Annotated in this window: 18 protein-coding genes; 8 read left to right on the top strand and 10 right to left on the bottom strand. The window is 61.9% G+C overall.

Translation table 11 applies throughout. From position 1 onward, the window contains the following. Nucleotides 1-4 precede the first annotated feature (4 nt). On the top strand, nt 5-2,710 hold the full coding sequence (locus tag IB241_RS03440) for a hypothetical protein (RefSeq protein ID WP_192296961.1): 2,706 nt from the start codon (nt 5-7) through the stop codon (nt 2,708-2,710). A gap of 57 nt (nt 2,711-2,767) precedes the next feature. Here IB241_RS03440 and dsbG read toward each other — a convergent pair whose 3' ends face one another. Genes dsbG through dsbD form a run of 3 tightly spaced genes read right to left on the bottom strand, consistent with a single transcriptional unit; the run spans nt 2,768 to nt 6,077 of the window. Further along, nucleotides 2,768-3,529 (bottom strand): thiol:disulfide interchange protein DsbG, encoded by a 762-nt coding sequence (gene dsbG / locus IB241_RS03435; RefSeq protein ID WP_192296960.1) that lies wholly within the window; start codon nt 3,527-3,529, stop codon nt 2,768-2,770. Continuing rightward, nucleotides 3,505-4,350 (bottom strand): TlpA disulfide reductase family protein, encoded by an 846-nt coding sequence (locus IB241_RS03430; RefSeq protein ID WP_192296959.1) that lies wholly within the window; start codon nt 4,348-4,350, stop codon nt 3,505-3,507. The genes dsbG and IB241_RS03430 overlap by 25 nt, the downstream gene beginning before the upstream one ends. Further along, the gene (dsbD, locus tag IB241_RS03425; protein WP_192296958.1) at nt 4,350-6,077 is read right to left on the bottom strand and encodes a protein-disulfide reductase DsbD; all 1,728 of its coding nucleotides are present in this window, start codon (nt 6,075-6,077) and stop codon (nt 4,350-4,352) included. The genes IB241_RS03430 and dsbD overlap by 1 nt, the downstream gene beginning before the upstream one ends. Before the next feature lie 176 nt (nt 6,078-6,253). Here dsbD and IB241_RS03420 point away from each other — a divergent pair, with 176 nt between their 5' ends. The 5 genes from IB241_RS03420 (at nt 6,254) to IB241_RS03400 (ending at nt 10,955) form a co-directional block, all read left to right on the top strand. After that, the gene (locus IB241_RS03420) at nt 6,254-6,934 is read left to right on the top strand and encodes a response regulator (protein ID WP_192296957.1); all 681 of its coding nucleotides are present in this window, start codon (nt 6,254-6,256) and stop codon (nt 6,932-6,934) included. Continuing rightward, nucleotides 6,931-8,253: an ATP-binding protein gene (locus IB241_RS03415; protein ID WP_192296956.1), complete on the top strand. Its 1,323-nt coding sequence runs from the start codon at nt 6,931-6,933 to the stop codon at nt 8,251-8,253. The genes IB241_RS03420 and IB241_RS03415 overlap by 4 nt, the downstream gene beginning before the upstream one ends. A gap of 122 nt (nt 8,254-8,375) precedes the next feature. Then, a complete protein-coding gene (locus IB241_RS03410; protein WP_192296955.1) occupies nt 8,376-9,143 on the top strand; it encodes an N-acetylmuramoyl-L-alanine amidase in 768 nt (255 codons plus the stop codon). 113 nt (nt 9,144-9,256) lie between these two features. Beyond that, complete coding sequence (locus IB241_RS03405; protein WP_192296954.1) at nt 9,257-10,651, top strand: aspartate aminotransferase family protein; 1,395 nt, start codon at nt 9,257-9,259, stop codon at nt 10,649-10,651. A gap of 82 nt (nt 10,652-10,733) precedes the next feature. Continuing rightward, on the top strand, nt 10,734-10,955 hold the full coding sequence (locus IB241_RS03400; RefSeq protein ID WP_192296953.1) for an MbtH family protein: 222 nt from the start codon (nt 10,734-10,736) through the stop codon (nt 10,953-10,955). A gap of 128 nt (nt 10,956-11,083) precedes the next feature. On the opposite strand, the gene IB241_RS03395 is transcribed toward IB241_RS03400, so the two are convergent. The 7 genes from IB241_RS03395 to minC all read right to left on the bottom strand — a co-directional run bounded on the left by IB241_RS03395 (nt 11,084) and on the right by minC (nt 17,870). Continuing rightward, nucleotides 11,084-13,231: a mechanosensitive ion channel family protein gene (locus IB241_RS03395; protein ID WP_192296952.1), complete on the bottom strand. Its 2,148-nt coding sequence runs from the start codon at nt 13,229-13,231 to the stop codon at nt 11,084-11,086. A gap of 52 nt (nt 13,232-13,283) precedes the next feature. After that, nucleotides 13,284-13,460 (bottom strand): hypothetical protein, encoded by a 177-nt coding sequence (locus IB241_RS03390; protein ID WP_010208820.1) that lies wholly within the window; start codon nt 13,458-13,460, stop codon nt 13,284-13,286. A gap of 192 nt (nt 13,461-13,652) precedes the next feature. Next, nucleotides 13,653-14,942, bottom strand: coding sequence for a M18 family aminopeptidase (locus IB241_RS03385; RefSeq protein ID WP_192296951.1), 1,290 nt, complete (start codon nt 14,940-14,942; stop codon nt 13,653-13,655). Between the two features lie 187 nt (nt 14,943-15,129). Beyond that, the gene (locus tag IB241_RS03380) at nt 15,130-15,765 is read right to left on the bottom strand and encodes an RluA family pseudouridine synthase (RefSeq protein WP_005789965.1); all 636 of its coding nucleotides are present in this window, start codon (nt 15,763-15,765) and stop codon (nt 15,130-15,132) included. Nucleotides 15,766-15,861: 96 nt separating this feature from the next. Further along, nucleotides 15,862-16,116 carry a cell division topological specificity factor MinE gene (gene minE, locus IB241_RS03375; protein ID WP_003175252.1) on the bottom strand — a complete coding sequence of 85 codons (255 nt, stop codon included), beginning with the start codon at nt 16,114-16,116 and terminating at the stop codon, nt 15,862-15,864. A gap of 3 nt (nt 16,117-16,119) precedes the next feature. Then, nucleotides 16,120-16,932, bottom strand: a complete 813-nt coding sequence (gene minD / locus IB241_RS03370; protein ID WP_192296950.1) for a septum site-determining protein MinD — start codon at nt 16,930-16,932, stop codon at nt 16,120-16,122. A 200-nt stretch (nt 16,933-17,132) separates the two neighbouring features. After that, nucleotides 17,133-17,870 (bottom strand): septum site-determining protein MinC, encoded by a 738-nt coding sequence (minC, locus tag IB241_RS03365; protein ID WP_192297237.1) that lies wholly within the window; start codon nt 17,868-17,870, stop codon nt 17,133-17,135. 119 nt (nt 17,871-17,989) lie between these two features. Here minC and IB241_RS03360 point away from each other — a divergent pair, with 119 nt between their 5' ends. Beyond that, nucleotides 17,990-18,925, top strand: coding sequence for a lipid A biosynthesis lauroyl acyltransferase (locus IB241_RS03360; RefSeq protein WP_192296949.1), 936 nt, complete (start codon nt 17,990-17,992; stop codon nt 18,923-18,925). An 80-nt stretch (nt 18,926-19,005) separates the two neighbouring features. Next, nucleotides 19,006-20,154, top strand: coding sequence for a patatin-like phospholipase family protein (locus IB241_RS03355; RefSeq protein WP_192296948.1), 1,149 nt, complete (start codon nt 19,006-19,008; stop codon nt 20,152-20,154). Nucleotides 20,155-20,253: the final 99 nt, after the last annotated feature.

The following is a 20,253-nucleotide window of genomic DNA, read 5'->3' as shown; positions in this document are numbered from 1 at the left end:
TATCGTGGCTAAAAAACCGATCCCTGAAAATACCTCATCTCTTCAACCGGCCAGCACTCCACCGCGCTCGCCGAAAGGGCCCAAGGCACAATTCCCCGTTCCTGTTGTCGAGTTCGCAGCCAATAACAGCGTGCTGTACCCCATGGATGCGATTGACGGGACGCAGGCCAAGTTGACGCTGCCTGCGGGTGCCACGGGCTGCACATTTTTTATCGCTATCAAGGATCAGGCCGAGCCTGCATTCGAGCCCGTTTCTGTGGATGACGGCGATGATGTCGTTCCGATTTCTGCGCAGTCAGTCAGTTTGATGATCGGACACACGGTGCAGATGTGGTACACGGCTATGGTGGGGGGCAAGGAGGAGGCTTCCCACGTGCTGGAGCTGGAAGTTCAGTTGTTGCGGGAGGAGGATCTGGTTGTATCGAGGCCGGTGTATACGCACGCCAAGAATGAATGGAACACATTGTGGCTGAGGATGCAGAGTTTCACTGGTAATGAAACCATCGAAGTCGAGGCCTGGCCCCTTATCTATGCAGGGCAACGGTTGTTTATTACCGTCGCCGGCAACCAGCACGTCGCGCCGTACCGCTTCATCTGGGTTGCGCTGGATTATGTGGTACAGCCCCATGAGGCTCATGCGGGATATGTCTTCAGGTTTCCTCTTTCACGCCCATGGATGTCCAGGCTGGATGACTACTCGGCGCTGACGGCCCACTTAGGTGTCATCTGGGATAGAAGCCAGCCTGTATTCCCTGAGCCAGGCGACCCTGTTCTTGAAAATCCACTGCCTATCAACGCCCAGGATTTCCACTTGCGTACCACCACACTGCTGCAGGTGGACCCGTACCAGGAACTGAACCCTCCAAATCTGCGAGAGTCGGTCGAGCTGCGTCCCGGGCATTGGGAGGTCAACCCAACCAACACGGTCAACGGCGGACATGCGATTGTCAATTATGAGGGCATGACTAAAGGCGATCTTGTTTGCGCTCGGGCTGAAGGGGGCGACTATGGACCTATATCGCTTGGTTGTCAGCACGTAAGCGCGGGCGAAAGCAGCTTGTCATTTGAGGTTCCTCCCGAGGTCTTTGCTGCGCTATTCCATAAGACGCTGAGACTGGGCTATACCCTCCAATTCAATGATTACGCACCGCAACCTTCGCCGCTGCGCCATATCGACGTACTGGCGCCACAGCTTCCACACCCGGGCATTGAGCAAGCAACCGCGAGTACGGTGGATCTGAGCACATTCATTGGTGACGGCACAGGTATCGTTCCTCTCTTTGACTACGCCGCCGTGGGTCAATGCTGCTGGATGTGGGTAACCGGTGAGCTTGAGAATGGCAACATCCATGAGTTCGACGTATTGGCGGGTAAGCCCCTTACCGCAGATTGGGTGCAGAGGGGGGTGGATGCCCCCATCTCACGCGGTGAGTTGAAAAAACTGGCGGATTGCAGCGAATTCCAACTGCATTTCGCAGTGGGTTTTGATGGCAAATGCAATCGGGCGACCGCCATTGAGTTTCCTTCGCAGACGTTCACTATCGAGCAAGAGCCGCTGGTGTTGCTTGAGCCCAACGTTACAGAGGCGGTGGGCTCCAACTTGACTGCTTACAATGGGCGCAATGGCGTACACGTTGAAGTGAATTACGTCGGCATGAACCCCAAGCACACCATCAGCGTCTGCTGGAAAAAGGCTGATGGAGCGTGTTGGCCTCTGGCTTCCCAATCCGGCAGCGCTTCGGGGCCGGTCATCTTCCTTCTGCCGTCGGAAGCCGTGATCGAGAGTATGGGGAAAGTGGTGCAGATCACTTACACGGTCACCACTGCATGCAAGGTGCAGACCTCACTGCCGTTGAACTTGAGCGTCAGTTTGCCTGTGCGCCTGGAAACGCCGAACGTGCTGGAGGCGACGCCACCCAGGACTCAGAACGCCGTTCTGGACCTGAGGACATTTACCGGGGATGCCAATTCTCTCGAAGATCCGATGTGGTTTCTGCGGGCAGGGCAGAAGTGCTGGTTACGAGCGGAGGGTACGGACAAAAACGGCAAAGCCTACTCGTTTAATGTGTACTCGGCCAGAACCATTACGTCGCCAGAGCTGACTGCAGGGGTGGCGGCTCCTGTACTGCGATCCGAGTTGGATAAGCTAAAGGACACAACCAACTTGTCCCTCACATTCAGCGTCGCAACGGACGGTAGTTCAAATGAGAATGTGGTATGTCCAAAGCGGATGCTGAGAATGGTTACGCCAGCTTTAATTCTCTATGAGAACTTCGATGTTCGTGATGTACCCAATCCTCAAATGATGACTGCTGGCGGCAGTCTTGAAACTCCACGCATGACCATCAGGCACATAAGTGGTCCCGGTGAGTCCGGTATTATGCATAACCCATCCTCCACGTCGGGCCCTGGTTTTATGTTCGGTTACCTGCACAGTGGCCCTCAGCATATAGAGTTGGATTTAAAATTCTCGTGTCGACGCGTAACCTTTTCGCTGGTATGGCTTGATGGTTTCTTTACGATGGAGTTTTTCGACAGCAGTCATTTCTCAGTAGGGAGAAGGGTGCTACGCGGCACAAACGAGGGCGGATCAGATGTTCATTGGATCGATTTCTCCGCTCCCTTGAACACGAGCTTCTCAACAATTAGTTTAGAAACTAGCGTCAAAGACTGGCTGATGATTGATACGTTTACTTTCTATCTGACGTAGGACTGGGGCTCGATAAAGGTGCCCATGCATTTGAATGGTCACCTTTATCACTGAAAATCACTGCGGGCCAAGAATCCTCACCAACTTCTCCGGCGACGGCGCCCCCTGCTGTTGCTGCAACCCACCTTTGTCATCCAGATAGAAAATCGCCGGCGTCGCCGACAATTCCAGCTCATCCATCAGCTTCATATTCCCATCCAGCTTGGCTTCAATATCCGCCGGGATCTTCGCCAGTGCCTGCAACTTGCTGCCCTTGCCGGCGGCTTCGTGTTCTTGCAACGCCTTTTGCGGGTCTTTGGCGGCGAACAATGCGGCGGATTTGGCCGCGCTGTCTTCGCGGATGATGCCCACCATGATGTGGCGCAACTGCACCTTGCCGGCCTTCACCCATGGCCGCGCCTGTTCCCAGAACATGTTGCAGTAGGGGCAGTTGGGGTCGCTGAACAGGTAGACGATGCGTGGCGCCTTGACGTCGCCGTCCTGGATCCAGCTGCTTTTTTCCATCTTGGCCCAGACTTCCTTGGCCATCGGTGCGTACACCAGCTTCTCCAGCGGTGCGCTGCTCAAGTCGTTGCCTTGGGCGTCATACAGGTTGCCGGCGAGCACGCTTTTGCCGTCGGCAGTCAGGTACAGGGCCATGCCACGGTTCTGGTATTGCGCGGCGTAGCCGGTGAGGCCGCTGGGGGCGTCGAATTTGCCGATGATCTTGGCACCCTTGGCCTCGATCTGTTTGATCGGCGCGGGCCAGTCTTCGGCGTGGGCCAGGGTAGCCGCCAGCGTCAGTGGCAGCAGGGTCAGCAGGTGGCGGAGGCTTGGCATGTGGGTTTCCTTGTTGGGGCAGTGTCGAAGGCTTCGAGCGAACGGGCCAGGCTGGCCTGGGACAGTTCGCCCAGGTGGCTGTGGATCAGGCGCCCGTCGGCCTGGTAGAACAACGTGGTCGGTAGGGCCATGGAGCCCACGGCCTGGCCGAGGCGGCCACTGGCGTCGAACAGCATATTGTCGAGGGTCAGGCCCTGGGTGGCGAGGAAGGTGCTGACGCTTTGCATGCTTTCGGCCTGGTTGACGAACAGAAAGGTCACGTCGGGGCGTTGGCGCTGGGCGCGTTCGAGCACCGGCATTTCCCGGCGGCACGGTGGGCACCAGGTGGCCCACAGGTTGATCACCAATGGGCCGCCTTTGTAGTCGGCCAGTTGCACGGTTTCACCGTTGGCATTGCGCAAGGCGATGTCCGGCAGTTGCACGCCTTTGTCGTACAGGCTCAGGGACAGGCTGGCCAGCCCCCAGAACACCAGGCCGGTAACCACCCCGGCGGCGAGTGGCTTGCGCAGGGGCGGGCGGCGCCAGCCATAGGCCAGGGCGCCGAGGACCAGGGCGATCACGCCGGGCCAGGCGAGGAAGCCGCCGTCGCGCACGTCGACCATTTGCAGCCAGTCGTTGCTGTAGTCGTTCCAGTACATCAACACAAAGCTGACCCGCGCCGCGAGCATCCCCAGCAGGAACAGGCTGAACAGCACCGATTCCGGGTTCTCGCCGCCACGCTTGGCCACGCGCCAGCCCACCAGGGTGGCGAAAATCAGCGCGCTGATCAGCAGCAGGTGATTCAGGGCGATGGCAAAGGTGCCAATGGTCAGGGTCAGCATCAGCGCGCGTCCCGGGTTTGCGTCCAGCGTTGCAGGAAGCCGGCGGCATCCACTTCGCCGGTGATGCGTTGGGCGCGGCGCTCTTCACCGTCCGGGCCGATCCATACGAAGCTCGGCGGGCCGGGGACTTTGTAGCGGCCGAGCAGTTCGCGGCTGGCGGCGTTGTCGGCGGTGACGTCCAGGCGCAGCAGGCGCACGTCTTTCAGGGCGTCGAGGACTTCGGGTTTGCCGAACACCTGTTTTTCCATGATCTTGCACGACACGCACCAGTCGGCGTAGTAGTCCACCAGCACCCATTGGCCCTGGGCCTTGGCGCTGTCGAGTTGGGTTTGCAGCACGGCGGGGTCGTTGATGGTCATGAAGGCGTCGTGGGCCGTCGGCGCGGCAGCCGTCTGTGAACCGCCGTAGACCTTCAACGGTTGCCACAGGTCGTCGCCGCCACCGGCCGCGCCCACCACCAGCACCGCCCCCCACAGGCCCAACACCAGGGAGCCGGAGCCGAACACCTTGGCGGTCAGGCCGTATTCGTGGGCCAGGGTCCAGCCGCAATAGGCCATGATCAACGCCAGTGCGCCCCACAGGCCGATCCACAGGCTTTCATCGACCACCGGGCGAATCATCAGCACGGCGGTGCCGAGGAACAGGAAGCCGAAGATACCCTTGAGCACGCTCATCCAACTGCCCGGCTTGGGCAGGAAGCGATTGCCCACGGTCACCAGCAGCAACAACGGAATGCCGATGCCAATGCCCATGGCGAACAGGATCAGGCCGCCGTGCAGCGCGTTGCCGCTCTGGGCGATATACAGCAGGGCACCGGCCAGCGGGGCGGTCATGCACGGGCCGACGAGCAGGCCGGACAGCGCGCCGAGCACCCCGGCGCCGACCAGGCTGCCGCCGCTTTGCTGGCGGCTGACGGTGTCCAGGCGGTCACGCAGGAAGGCGGGCAGTTGCAGTTCAAAGAAGCCGAACATCGGCAGGGCGAGGAACACGAACAACGCGGCGAAACTGCCGAGAATCCACGGGGTTTGCAGCAGTGCGGCAAGGTTGCCGCCGGCCAGCGCCGCCAACACGCCCAGCGCCGCGTACACCAGCGCCATGCACACCACGTAGCTGCTGGCCAAGGCAAAGCCGCGACGCGGGCTGGCGCCACTGCCGACTACCAGCCCGGCGAGGATCGGCAGCATCGGCAACGAACACGGGGCGAATGCCAGCAGCAGGCCCAGGCCAAAGAACACCAGCAGGCTCCAACCCAGGCTGCGTTGTTGCAGGCCACTGGCCAGGCTTTGGTCGCTGGCTTCGGCGGTGGCGGCCACGGCCGGGTTGCCACCCAGGTCCACCGTCATTGACTGCGGCGGATAACACAGGCCCGCATCGGCGCAACCCTGCCAGCCCAGCTTGACCTTGCCGGTGACACCGGCGGGGATCTTCACTTCCAGCCCCTGGCGATACACTTGCTGCTCGCCGAAGAACTCATCGCTATGGGCTTCACCCTGGGGCAGCACGGGTTTCTCGGCCAGGCCGTCGAATTTCATGCGCTGCTGGTACAGGTAGTAACCGTCGGCAATCTGCCAATACAGCTGGGTTTCGCCGCTTTCCAGGCGCTCGGAGGTAAAGGCGAAGGCCTTGCCCACCGGGAGGAAGTCGGGTTTTGTCTCAAACGGATTGCCCGGCGCGGCCTGGGCGAACCCCGCGAACAACACCAGCAGAAAGATAAACAGATGCCGCATGGTCAAGCCTTAGTTCGATGCAAGTGAGGCACACAATGTGTGGCGTTGATTAACCGATGATTAACCGGCGCTATTCTAGAGTGTAGGGAGTGTCTGAGCGCGCCTCTTTTCACGGCATAATCTGCGCTTAATCCGTGGCACCTTTAATCTCCCCCATCTTTTATGAAGGGTTCAGCATGCACGTACTGGTCTGCGAAGACGATGAACTGATCGCCAGCGGCATCGTGGCCGGCCTCACCGCCCAGGGCTTCACGGTCGAGCGCGTGGGCACGGCGGCGGCTGCGCGGGCGATGCTCAAGGCGGCGACCTTCGACATCATGGTGCTCGACCTTGGCCTGCCCGATGAAGATGGCCTCAAGTTGTTGCAGCAGCAGCGCAGCCAGGGCCTGGAGATTCCGGTGCTGATCCTCACGGCACGGGATTCTGTGACCAATCGCGTCGACGGCCTGCAAGCCGGTGCCGACGACTACCTGCTCAAGCCCTTCGACCTGCGCGAATTGGCCGCACGCCTGCAAACCCTGTTGCGCCGGGTGGCGGGGCGCAGCGTCAACCTGATCGAACACGGACGCCTGGCCTACGACCCGAGCAGCCGCGAAACCTTCCTCGGCGGCCAGCCGGTGGACCTGTCCCGCCGCGAACAGGCGCTGTTGCAGGCGCTGCTGCACAACAAGGGCCGCGTGCTGTCCAGCGAGCAACTCAAGGACAGCGTCTACGGTTTCAACGACGAGCTGGAAAGCAACGCGTTGAACGTGCACATCCACCACCTGCGGCGCAAATTGGGCAACGGCATCGTCGAGACCGTGCGCGGCCTTGGCTACCGCCTGGGCCCGGCGGATGACGGAGAGAACGCGTCGTGAAAAGCCTGCGCCTGCGCCTGACGTTCAAGCTTGGCGCCGCCTTTGTGCTGATCTGGGCCCTGGCGGCAGCGTGGATGCTCAACGACTTGCGCAACCAGATGATGTTTTCCCTCGACCAGCGCCTGGTGGCATCGGCGCGCATGGTCGCCGGGCTGACCGAGCAGATGCCGGGCCTGGCCAGCATGAGCGGCGGTGCGCATTTCAGCGCGCAGCAACTGAATGTGCCGGGGGGCATGGCCTGTCAGGTCAGTTCCTTGCGCGGCGAAGTCCTGGCGCGCAGCCACGCAACGCCGGACGAAGGCCTGGAGTCGCGCAAAAGCGGTTTTCGCGACCAGGTGATCGATGGCGTGAATTGGCGCAGTTTTACCCTGTCCCGGGGCGATTTGTTGATCACCACCGCCGACCGCCAGGTGGAGCGCGAGGCGCTGAACCTGTCGATCCTGCTCGCCGCGTCGGTGCCGGTGGGCGTGGCGATGCTCGGTTGCCTGTGCCTGTTGTGGCTGGGCATCGGCCAGAGCCTGCTGCCGCTCAACCGCATGCGTGACGCGCTGATGCGGCGCAGCGCCGACTCCCTCGAACCGTTGCAGATCCACCCGTTGCCCAGTGAACTCAAGCCGCTGCTCGACACCCAGAACCAACTGTTGCAGCGCATCGCCAAGACCATCGAGCGCGAACGTCGGCTCACCGGCGATGCTGCCCATGAGCTGCGCAGCCCGCTGACGGCGATCAAGACCCACCTGCAAGTGGCGCGCATGACCGACGGCGCGGCCCGCGACCAGTCCCTGGCCCACGCCGAAGAGGGCGCCGACCGCCTGCATCGCACCCTGGAACAATTGCTGCTGCTGGCACGGGTCGAAGGCAGTTTGTCGTTTGACGATGGTTTGCAGTCCAGCGCCGAGGAAGTGGCGCGGTTGGCGATCCAGGACGCCAACGCCGGCGATAACGGGCGTATCGACCTGATCCTGGCGGACAACCTGCGTACCACCCCGGTAGAAATGCCCGTGGGCCTGGCCGTTGCGGCCCTGCGCAACCTGCTGGACAACGCCTTGCGCCATACCCCGGCGCACACCCGGGTGGAACTGCGCGTGTTCACCGACGCCGACCATGTGGTATTTCGCGTACGTGACCATGGCCAGCAGATCTCCAGTGAAGACCTGCAATACCTGACCCAACGCTTCTGGCGCAACGGCAGCAGCGAAGGTTGCGGCCTGGGCCTGGCGATCGTGCAAGCGATTGTGCAGCGCTGCTCGTGCTCGTTGAAATTCGACAGCCAGGCCGATGGCCTGCGCGTCGACCTGGGCATGCCGCTGCGGCACTGATCTTTTTCTTTCAAGCGCCACATAGTTACCGCCCGCCTGAAGGTGAACCCTTCAGGATGGCGTTGGTTTTTTGCGCTTGAACGGGCCGAACGACTCGGCCTGGATTGAAAAGGACAGCTCTTATGTTGGTGATCGATACCAGTTTCCCAGCCAAGGATTTCAACGAACGCAATGGCGAGCCTGTGCGCCAGTTGATCCTGCATTACACCGCCGCCCCCTTCGGCGCATCCCTGCGCGCCCTCACCCAGGATGGCGTCAGCGCGCACTACCTGGTGCCCGACCCGGATGAGCCGAGCTACCGCGCCGCCGGGTATGACGAATTGCGCGCGTTCCGCCTGGTCGATGAAGGCAAGCGCGCCTGGCATGCCGGGGTCAGCCACTGGGGCGGGCAGGACAACCTCAACAGCCGCGCGATCGGCATCGAACTGGTCAACCTGGCACGGGATGACGCCGGGGTGTTTACCTTCCCGACGTACCCTGAGGAGCAGGTCGAAGTGCTGATTGCACTGGCACGGGACATCCTGGCGCGCCACCCGCAGATCGGCCCGAGCGAGGTCCTTGGGCACTCCGATGTGGCCTATTGGCGCAAGAGCGACCCCGGCCCGCGTCTGCCGTGGCAGCGTTTGCACGAGGCGGGCGTAGGCGCCTGGTTCGATGACGCCACCCGTGCGATGTATCAGCGCCGGTTTTGCCTTGGTTTGCCGCCGGAGGTTGAGGTCGAGCGGGCGTTTCAGCGTTATGGGTACAAGCCTGCGCAGAATCGGCGAGCGTTTGAACAGCGCACGCGAGCGTTCCAGATGCACTTTCGGCCGCGGGATTATTGCGGTTTTCTCGATGCGCAGACCTGCGCGATCCTGTATGCCCTGAATGAAAAGTACCGAGGCCTGTGACCTTATGCCTGGTCGAGAGGTAGGAGGTGCATCCATCAGTTAGCGACCGTGCGGCCTAAATCCTTTCCACGCTGGTGCGTTTCCAGAACAGGAATCAGATGAGGGATCGAGCAATGTCCGTCGCTATCAGCCATATCGAAGACACCCAGCTTCACGAAACGCTGTACCAGTTTGACGAAAACCCGCTGCTGGCCCGCCAGCGCCAGCAGGAGTCCAACGCCCGCAGCTACCCACGGCGCATCCCCCTGGCGCTCAAACGCGCCAAGGGCATCTACGTGGAAGACGTGGAAGGTCGCAGTTTCATCGACTGCCTGGCGGGTGCCGGCACCCTGGCGCTGGGGCATAACCACCCGGTGGTGATCGCCGCCATTCAGCAAGTGCTCAGCGATGAGCTGCCGCTGCATACACTCGACCTGACCACGCCGGTCAAGGATCAGTTTGTACAGGACCTGTTCGGCCTGTTGCCGCCAGAGCTGGCGCGGCAGGCGAAGATCCAGTTCTGCGGCCCGACCGGCACCGATGCGGTAGAAGCCGCATTGAAACTGGTGCGTACCGCCACCGGGCGCAGCACGGTGCTGTCGTTCCAGGGCGGCTATCACGGCATGAGCCAGGGCGCACTGAGCCTGATGGGTAGCCTGGGGCCGAAAAAACCCTTGGGCGCGTTGCTCAGCAGTGGCGTGCAATTTCTGCCGTTTCCTTACGACTACCGATGCCCGTTCGGCCTCGGCGGTGCCGAAGGCGTGCGGGTCAACCTGCATTATCTGGAAAACCTGTTGAATGACCCGGAAGCAGGCGTAACGCTACCGGCGGCGGTGATCGTCGAAGTGGTGCAGGGCGAGGGCGGCGTGATCCCGGCCGACCTCGACTGGTTGCGCGGCCTGCGCCGTATCACCGAACAGGCGGGCGTGGCGTTGATCGTCGATGAAATCCAGAGCGGATTCGGTCGTACCGGCAAGATGTTTGCCTTCGAGCACGCCGGCATCCTTCCGGACGTGGTGGTGATGTCCAAGGCTATCGGCGGCAGCCTGCCGCTGGCCGTGGTGGTGTATCGCGATTGGCTCGACACCTGGCTGCCGGGCGCCCATGCCGGCACGTTCCGTGGCAACCAGATGGCGATGGCGGCCGGCTCGGCGGTGATGCGCTACCTCAAGGAACACGACCTGGCCGGTCATGCGGCGGCCATGGGCGAGCGCCTGGGTGAACACCTGCGCATCCTGCAGCGCGATTTCCCGCACCTGGGCGACATTCGTGGGCGTGGGTTGATGCTTGGCGTGGAGTTGGTCGACCCGGATGGCACCCCGGATATTCAGGGGCACCCGCCGGTGCATCGCCAACTGGCGCCGCTGGTGCAGCGCGAATGCCTCAAGCGCGGGCTGATCCTGGAACTGGGCGGCCGCCATGGCAGCGTGGTGCGCTTCCTGCCGCCGCTGGTGATCACCGCGGCTGAAGTCGACCGCGTCGCCGAACGCTTCGGCCGCGCCGTCGCGGCAGCGGTCGCCAGCCTCTAATTTTTTGGCGGCTTGGTACGTTTCTACAGATATGAGCGCTGCGCACGGTGCGCAGCCGGCCTTTGAGCGATGGAGAACAGCAATGACCTCAGTATTTGACCGCGACGACATCCTGTTTCAGGTAGTGGTCAACCATGAAGAGCAGTATTCCATCTGGCCCGACTACAAGGCTGTGCCGGAAGGCTGGCGCACCGTGGGCAAGAGCGGCTTGAAGAAAGAATGCCTGGCCTATATCGAAGAAACCTGGACCGATATGCGTCCACTGAGCCTGCGCCAGAAAATGGACGGCACCGCCCTCGCCTGACTGTAGTGAGCGGGCTTGCCCGCGCTGGGTGGCGCAGCCGCCCCAAATCCAGGCACCGCGTTATCCCGTCAAACCGTGTCGGTAGGGTTTGGGGCGGCTTCGCCCCCCAGCGCGGGCGAGCCCGCTCACTACTGGGGTGGTGTGGTGGTGACTACTTGCACGCTCAGGCGCGGTGTGGCCAGGTCCAGCCCTGCCTCATCCAGATGCCGCTTCAACGACAGGTTGAACGCCCGCGACACTTCCCATTGCTTGATCGGCGCCGTCTTGAAGCGTGCGCGCAGGATCGCGCTGCCCGACTCGAAACTCTCCACCCCTTGAATCTCCAGCGGCGACCAGATGTTGCGACGCTGCAACGGGTCATTGCGTATTTTCTGGCCGACATCGCGTATCAGCTTGATCGCGTCGTCGATTTCCATGTTGTACGGAATCGCTACCCGGAAGATCGCGTAGCCGAACTCCCGTGAGTAGTTCTTGATGCTCTTGATCTCGCTGAACGGGATGGTGTGCACGATGCCGTCGATGTCGCGCAGGCGCACGGTGCGGATGGTCAGGCCTTCGACGGTGCCGAGGTGGCCGCCGACGTCCACGTAGTCATCGATGGCCAGGGAGTCCTCGATGATGATGAACAAGCCGGTGATCAAGTCCGCCACCAGCGACTGTGCGCCAAAACCGATCGCCAGGCCGATCACACCGGCACCGGCCAGCAGCGGCGTGACGTTCATCCCCATGTTCGCCAGGGCGACGATGGCGGCGATGATAAAGATGGTCACGAACAGCACATTGCGGATCAACGGCATCATGGTTTGCGCGCGCGCATTGGCCAGGCCTTTGCGCGAGCGGGTGAGGGCGTGGTGGATCGCGGTGTCGCTGAGGATCCAGATCAGCCAGGCAAACAGCAAGGTCCCGGCCAGGCCGAACAGCTTGACGCTGACTTCATGGCCGTCGCCCTCGGTAAAGCGAATCAGCGACAGGCCCCACACCCGCAGGCCCAATTCGATAAAGGCCAGCCACACTACCAGGTGGGCCAGTGTGTAGAAAAAGCTCTTCAGCCGTTCGGAATACAACGCATGACGCTTGTGCCCACGGTGCGGCTTGAGTGCATGGCGGCGCACCAGGCCGTTGATCACCATGCACAACACCAGCAAAACCGTGCACAACAGGGATTGGCGCAGGGCGGTACTGGTGTCGCCGGCCGAAACAAAAGTGGCGAACAGCGAGATACCCACCAGCAGCAAGGCCGGGATGTACCAGAACGAACCGATGATTTCGATGGTGTCGCTCAGGGCGCGGCGCGTAAGGCGGCGCGACAGCGGCTGGTTGCGGATCAGGTGGGCAATTGGCCGGCGGAAACGCAGGATGAACACACCAGTGGACAGCGCCGCCATTACATTGGCCACGGTCGCGGCGGTGTGGGACAAGTGCTGGCCCAGGGCCTGGACCAGGCGCGGGTCGCTCAAGGCTTCACCAAACGCGGCAAAGCTGCCGATCCACCACAACGGGCGGAACGCCTGGTGGCGCAGGATATACAGCGCGCGATGGCGATGGGGGCCGTCGAGCACCGAGAAGGCAATCACGCAGATCGCCGAAAAGCAGGTGCCGACCACCAGCGCGTACGCCAACACCATCGCCAGGGATTTGCCCAGGGACGACGGCAGCGCGTAGCTCAGGTACACCGTGATCACCAGGGCGATCATCCACGGCCCGAGTTTGCGCAGGGCGAAGCGCACCATGTCCCAGGTGCGCGGGTGTTGCGGCAGTTCTTCGGGCAGGCCGAAACGTTCGCGCACGCGGTGGCTCAGCCAGATCAGCGCGTAGGCCAGCAGGCTCCACAGCGCGAGGATCAGGGCAAAGCCGAAAATGATTGGCAGCCATTCGTTGGCCGGCAGGATCAGGGCACTGAGCTCGTCCTTGGCCTGGTCGATCTCATTCGACCAACGCCCCAGCGGGCTGTCGTCCCCGGAAAACTGTGCTTCGAGGCTGGCCAGGGTGCCGCCGATCAGACCCAGCACCCCCTCTTCGGCGGCCGGTTGGGCTTTTTGCGTAGCGGCACGCAGCTTTTTCAGGTCGCTCAGCAGCTGGGTACGCTGCTGATCGTTTTCCAGGGTCTTGATCACCTCGTCCAACGACTGCCCCAACGGCACTTCGGCCTGGGGTTGGGTCTTGTTGCCGCTGCCGAGCAGGCCGGGCAAACCCACGGCGTGGGCGGGCGCGAGCGGCAGCAGGGTGAGCAGGGCGATCAGCAGGTAGCAGGGTAGGGCAAACAGGCGGGAGAGCACGAGGCGGTCAACCTTGAAAGCGACGGATCGACCGAGTGTACGAGTGAAGGGGTCATTCGGCCAGTTTGGCGAGGATTTTGTACACCACGGTGCCCAGGATCAGCAGCATGCCGATCCACATGCCGAACACGCCGAGGGGTTTGTCGCGAAAGTTGAAGCCAACAGCCAGCATGATCATGCCGATGAGGATCGGGATAAGCATGGCGTGGAAGGAGGACATGGAGATCATGGTGCGACGGCCTTGTCGGAGTGGGAATAGTGACAAGTCTAGGTCGGAATACGGGAAATGGCGTTGATGTGTGTCAGATAGCATTGGGGTGTTTGACATTGCCCCATCGCAGGCAAGCCAGCTCCCACATTTGAATGTGTTCACAAATCAAAATGTGGGAGCTGGCTTGCCTGCGATGGCCGCACCTCGGTCTCAGGGCAGGTCGTGGCTCGCGTAGAACGCGCCGAGCACTTTCACCAGGTGTGCCAGGTCATGGCTGCCGCACAGCTCGCGAATGGAGTGCATGGCAAACGTCGGCAAGCCGATGTCCACGGTGCGCACGCCCAGGTGGCTGGCGGTGATCGGGCCGATGGTCGAGCCACACCCCATGTCGCTGCGCACCACGAAGCTCTGCACCGGCACTTCCTCGGCCATGCACAGGTGGCGGAAGAACCCGGCCGTTTCGCTGTTGGTGGCGTAGCGCTGGTTGCTGTTGACCTTGATCACGGGCCCGGCGTTGAGCTTGGGGCCGTGGTTGGCGTCGTGCTTGTCGGCGTAGTTCGGGTGTACGCCGTGGGCATTGTCCGCCGATACCAGTAGGGATTTCTGAATGGTGCGTACGAATTCATCACCTTCCGGCAGCAGGCGGCGCAGGGTCTGTTCCAGCATCGGGCCATCGGCACCACAGGCGGAACAGGAGCCGACTTCTTCGTGGTCGTTGCACACCAGCACGCAGGTTTCATCGCTGTCGCTGGTGAGCAAGGCTTGCAGGCCGGCGTAGCACGACAGCAGGTTGTCCAGGCGTGCGCCGGCGATGAAGTCGCCGTTCAGGCCAATCACCGCTGCGCTCTGGGTGTCGTAGAAGCTCAGCTCGTAGTCGAGCACCACGTCGGCGTTCAGGCCATGTTCGCGGGCCAGTTGTTCGGTGAGCACGGCGCGGAAGTCCACGCGTTCGTCACCGGCAAATTGCGCGAGGATCGGCGGCAGTTCGGTCTGGGCATTGATCGCCCAGCCCTGGTTGGCTTCACGGTTCAGGTGAATGGCCAGGTTGGGGATGATGGCGATGGGCAGCTTGAAGTCGATCAGCTGGCTTTCGACCCTGCCGTCGCGGCGGAAGGTCACGCGGCCGGCCAGGGACAGGTCGCGGTCGAACCACGGCGCCAGCAGCGCGCCGCCGTAGACTTCCACACCCAGCTGCCAGAAACCCTGGCGTTGCAGCTCGGGCTGGGGCTTGACCCGCAGGCACGGGCTGTCGGTGTGGGCGCCGACCAGGCGGATCCCGCCTTGCAACGGCGAGTGACGGCCGAGTTTGAAGGCGATGATTGAAGAGTCGTTACGGGTCACGTAGTAGCGACCGTTGGCTTCAGTGGCCCAGGTTTCGCGCTCGTCGAGACGCTGGTAACCGGCGGCCTCCAGGCGTTGGGCCAGGGCGGCAGTGGCATGAAAAGGAGTAGGGGAGGCCTTGAGGAAGTCGATCAGGCCTTGATTCAACGCTTCGCGCATAAATAGCTCCAGACAGCAATGCGCGGAGTTTACCGTCGGTGGCGAAAAGTGCACAGAACAAATGTGGGAGCGGGCTTGCTCGCGAATGCGGTGTGTCAGTCAACATTTTTGGTACTGACAGGCCGCCTTCGCGAGCAAGCCCGCTCCCACACAAGCCCGCTCCTACATTTTGATTGTATTGCCAGCTTTAGAACGGTGCAGGGCACTCGAAGCGCAAACGCTCGCCGCTTTGCGGATGGGTGAAGCTGAGCATGCTGGCGTGCAGGCACAGGCGTGGCCAGGCGGCCAGGGCTTGTTCGTGGGCGTACAGGCCATCCCCCAACAGCGGATGCCCGATCGACAGCATATGCACACGCAACTGGTGCGAGCGCCCGGTAATCGGCGTCAGCTCCACGCGGCACCAGTCGCCACAACGCTCCAGCACTTTCCAGAAGGTCAGCGCGTGCTTGCCGAACTCGTGGTCGACCACATGGCGCGGCTTGGTCGGCGGGTCGTAGCGCAACGGCAGGTCGATGCTGCCGCTGTCCAGTTCCGGTTGGCCCCAGGCCAGGGCGGTGTAGGCCTTTTCGGTTTCACGGTCGTGAAACTGGCGGGACAGTTCGCGGTGCGTGTCGGCGTCGCGAGCCAGCAGGATGATGCCCGAGGTTTCCCAGTCCAGTCGATGGACGATGCGGGCTTCGGGGTAACCGTTTTCCTGCAGGCGGGTGATCAGGCAGTCCTTGTTGTCGTCGGCGCGGCCGGGCACCGAGAGCAGCAGGGTCGGCTTGTTCACCACCAGGACAGCGTCGTCCTGATGGAGGATATGGATATTGGACAGCGGCATTAAACAGCCTCGTAACAAACGCCAACGGCGGCTCGCCCACCCGGTTCCCGAAACGGGATCAAGGTGTGCGAGCCGCCGTGGCGACCGCCTTGTCGATTAACGATCAGGCAGGGTGATATTGAGTTCCAGAATCGAGCAGCTGCCGTCGTTTTCCAGGGCGACATGCACGTCGTCGTTGCCGATGTTGACGTACTTGCGGATCACCTCCACCAGTTCCTTCTGCAAGGCTGGCAGGTAGTCCGGCGTGCTGCGTTGGCCGCGTTCGTGCGCCACGATGATCTGTAGACGCTCTTTCGCTACCGACGCGGTACTTGGCTTTTTGTTGGCGCGAAAGAAGTCGAGAAATTTCATTGTTTAGTTGCCTCCAAAGATACGCTCGAAGAATCCCTTCTTCTTTACATCGAGGAAGCGATGTTCCACGGTCTTGCCGAGCAAGCGATCAACCGCGTCACTGTAAGCCTGGCCTGCGTCGCTCTGGTCATCGAGGATGACCGGCACACCTTGGTTGGACGCTTTCAGCACGGCCTGGGATTCCGGGATCACGCCCAGCAGGGTCACGGCGAGGATGTCCTTGACGTCTTCAACGCCGAGCATTTCGCCATTGTTGACGCGCTCAGGGTTGTAGCGGGTCAGCAGCAGGTGTTCCTTGATCGGGTCTTCACCCTTCTCGGCGCGCTGGGACTTGCTGGCCAGCAGGCCGAGCATGCGGTCCGAGTCACGTACCGAGGAGACTTCCGGGTTGGTCACCACGATGGCTTCATCGGCGAAGTACATCGCCAGGTGAGCACCGGTCTCGATGCCGGCCGGGGAGTCGCAGACCACGTATTCGAAGGTTTCCTTCAGTTCAGCGAGGACTTTGCCTACGCCTTCCTTGGTCAACGCATCTTTGTCACGGGTCTGGCTGGCGGCCAGTACGTACAGGTTCTCAAGGCGCTTGTCCTTGATCAGGGCCTGTTGCAGGTTGGCTTCACCGTTGACCACGTTGACGAAGTCATACACCACGCGGCGTTCGCAGCCCATGATCAGGTCGAGGTTACGCAAACCGACGTCGAAGTCGACGATGACTGTCTTGTGGCCGCGCAAAGCGAGGCCGGTACCGATAGCGGCGCTGGTGGTGGTCTTACCCACACCACCCTTGCCGGATGTAACCACGAGAATCTTGGCCAAGGTGTTTCACCCCTAAGGAAAAAGGACTTTTCAGTCCCTGAAAAACATCTCTTGGAACTCGCCGCAGGCGGACAGCCTTTGTAGGGAAAAGACGGGTTGGCGTACGAAAAACGCCAGCCTTCAGATGTTCCTACACAAGTATTGCCGGTTTCGCTGTGCTATCAGAGTCTAGAGATGCTTGGAAAATGCGGCAGTATCCGTTAAAGCCGGATGATGTTCAACACATCGCCCGACAGGCTGACCTGCACCCCGGCCCCCCACAGTGGATCGCGGCGCAAATCTTCGGAAACCTTGTACCGGCCCGCGATGGACACTAGCTCAGCGGTCAACTGCTGGCAAAAAATCCGGGCCTTGGTATCACCCTTGATGCCGGCCAGGGCACGGCCGCGCATCGGGCCGTATACATGGATGTTGCCATCGGCGAGAAGTTCCGCCCCGGGACTGACCGAAGCGATCACCACAAGGTCGCTGCCCTCGGCGTAAATCTGCTGCCCGCCCCGTACGGGCGAGGTGATGATCTTTGTAGGCTTGATCGTCGGCTCTGGCGGTTTTTCCGGTTTTTTCTTCTCTTCACTGACCAATGGTTCCAGCGGACGCTCCCGTGCGCCGGACGGTGGCAGTACTGGCAGTTCAATGGCGATGGCTGCGGCAATGTCTTCGATGCGGCTGGCACGGATCGCCAGGGTGCGTAGGCCATGGGAGCGGCACACGCGCATCAGGCCGGGCAAATCGATAACGCCCTGGCCGGCCGGGAGTTTGTCCAGGGCCAGCACCAGCGGGGCATTGTTGAAAAAGTTCGGCGCCATGGCGACCTTGGCGGCGAGCTGGCGGTCCAGGGCGTCGAGGTCGTTGCGCGCCAGTTCCAGCACGGTGATGGCGAGCATGCTGCCTTTCAGCTGGAACACGGGATCTTGGTCTAGCGGTTCGGTTTGGCTCATGGTCGGCATAAAGCGGCTTGTCACGAAAAGTGTCGAGACTTATAACGAGAACATCCACTGGCCGCAAGCCGAGTCGAACCGTTGTAGAATGCGCGGCCCTGTCTTTACCGGAATCTGTAATGGATCGCCCGCGTTTTCGAGCTGTATTTTTTCACCCCCGTTTCTGGCTGTTATGGCTGGGGCTCGGCCTGCTGTGGCTGGTCACCCAATTGCCGTACCGTGCGCTGCTGACCATTGGTCGCATTCTGGGTGCGGGAATGTACCGTGTGGCCGGCGAACGTCGCCGTATCGCCGCGCGAAACCTGGAACTGTGCTTTCCGGAAAAGTCCGCCAAAGAGCGTAAGCAGTTGCTCAAGGAAAACTTCGCCTCCACCGGCATCGCCTTTTTTGAAATGGCCATGAGCTGGTGGTGGTCGCGCCAGCGCCTGGCGCGCCTGGCCCATGTCGAAGGGCTGGAGCATCTCAAGCAAGCCCAACTGGACGGCAAGGGCGTGATCCTCATGGCCCTGCACTTCACCACCCTGGAAATCGGCGCCGCGCTGCTGGGGCAGAAGCACACCATTGATGGCATGTACCGCGAACACGGCAACCCGATGTTCGACTTTATCCAGCGCCGTGGCCGCGAGCGTCACAACCTCGACTCGCTGGCCATCGAACGTGAAGACGTGCGCGGCATGCTCAAGCTGCTGCGCGCCGGCCGTGCCATCTGGTATGCGCCAGACCAGGACTACGGCGCCAAGCAAAGCATCTTTGTGCCGCTGTTCGGCATCCAGGCCGCTACCGTGCCGGCCACCAGCAAATTCGCCAAGCTGGGCAAGGCGCTGGTGGTGCCATTCACCCAGGAGCGCCTGGCCGATGGCAGCGGTTACCGACTGGTGATCCATCCGCCGTTGACCGACTTCCCGGGTGAAAGCGATGAAGCCGATTGCCTGCGTATCAACCAGTGGGTCGAAGCCTCGGTACGCCAATGCCCCGAGCAGTACCTGTGGACCCACCGTCGGTTCAAGAGTCGTCCGCCGGGTGAGCCGAAGCTGTACGAAAAACGCCGTCGATAAGACGTGAGAGCACTTGTGGCGACGGAGCAAGCGCCCTCGCCACAAAATAAGACTGACCTTTCCCCACATGGAGTGACGCGATGCGCCCAGCTGAACCGGTTACAGGCTTGATTCTTTCCGGCGGCGGGGCGCGAGCGGCGTATCAGGTAGGGGTATTGGCGGCGATTGCCGAGCTGTTGCCGCCGGGGGCGCCCAATCCGTTCCCGGTGATTGTCGGCACCTCGGCCGGGGCGATCAATGCGGTGAGCCTGGCCAGTGGCGCCATGGACTTCACTGCGGCGATCCAACGCCTGACCGCCTTCTGGCAGGGCTTTCGCAGCCATCTGGTGTTGCGCAGTGACTGGCCGGGGGTGATTCGCCAGGCGAGCCGCTTCTTTATTCACAGCCTGCTGGGGCTGGGCGCGCAAGTGCCGGTAGCGCTGCTCAACAGTACGCCGCTCAAGGCGCTGCTCAAGGACAAGCTGCACCTGGCCGGCATCGACGAAGCCATCCGCAACAAACACCTGCATGCCGTGGCGATCACGGCGTTTGGCTACGAATCCGGGCAAGCGGTGACCTTCTATCAGGGCGGCGGCACCATTGATGCCTGGTTGCGCCACCGACGTATCGGCGTGCCCACCCAGCTGTCCGTAGAGCACTTGCTGGCCAGCTCGGCGATCCCGCTGTTGTTCGCCCCGGTCAAACTCGACGAGGAATATTTCGGTGACGGCGCCGTGCGCCAATCCGCGCCCATCAGCCCGGCGCTGCACCTGGGCGCCAGCCGCGTGCTGGTGGTCGGTGTCAGCGGCAACCCGCGCGGCAACGAGCCGGCGGTGCAGCGTACCTTCACCGGCCAGCAGCCGACCCTGGCGCAGATCGGCGGGCATATGCTCAACAGCACGTTCATTGACAGCCTGGAAAGCGACATCGAATTGCTCGAACGCCTTAACCAGTTCAGTCATTTCCAGCCGGCCGACAGCGCGGCCCGGGGCTTGGCGCCGGTGGAGGTGCTGGTGATCGCGCCGAGCCAGCCGATTGATGAAATCGCGGCACGGCATCGCCAGGAGTTGCCGGCGGCGTTGCGATTGTTCTTGCGTGGGCCGGGGGCGACCAAGACGAGCGGGGCAGGCGTGTTGAGCTACTTGCTGTTCGAGGCGGGGTATTGCAGCGAATTGATCGAGTTGGGGCGCCAGGATGCGTTGGCCAAGCGCGAGGAACTGTCGAAGTTTTTGGGCCTCACACCAGACTGAATGTGGGCAGGGTTGGGGTGGGAGCGGGCTTGCTCGCGAAGACGGTGTGTCAGTCACAGGTATTTCGACTGACCTACCGCATTCGCGAGCAAGCCCGCT

This window comes from Pseudomonas sp. PDM05, from assembly GCF_014851685.1.
GTDB lineage: Bacteria > Pseudomonadota > Gammaproteobacteria > Pseudomonadales > Pseudomonadaceae > Aquipseudomonas.
This window is presented reverse-complemented; position numbering and strand designations above follow the sequence as displayed.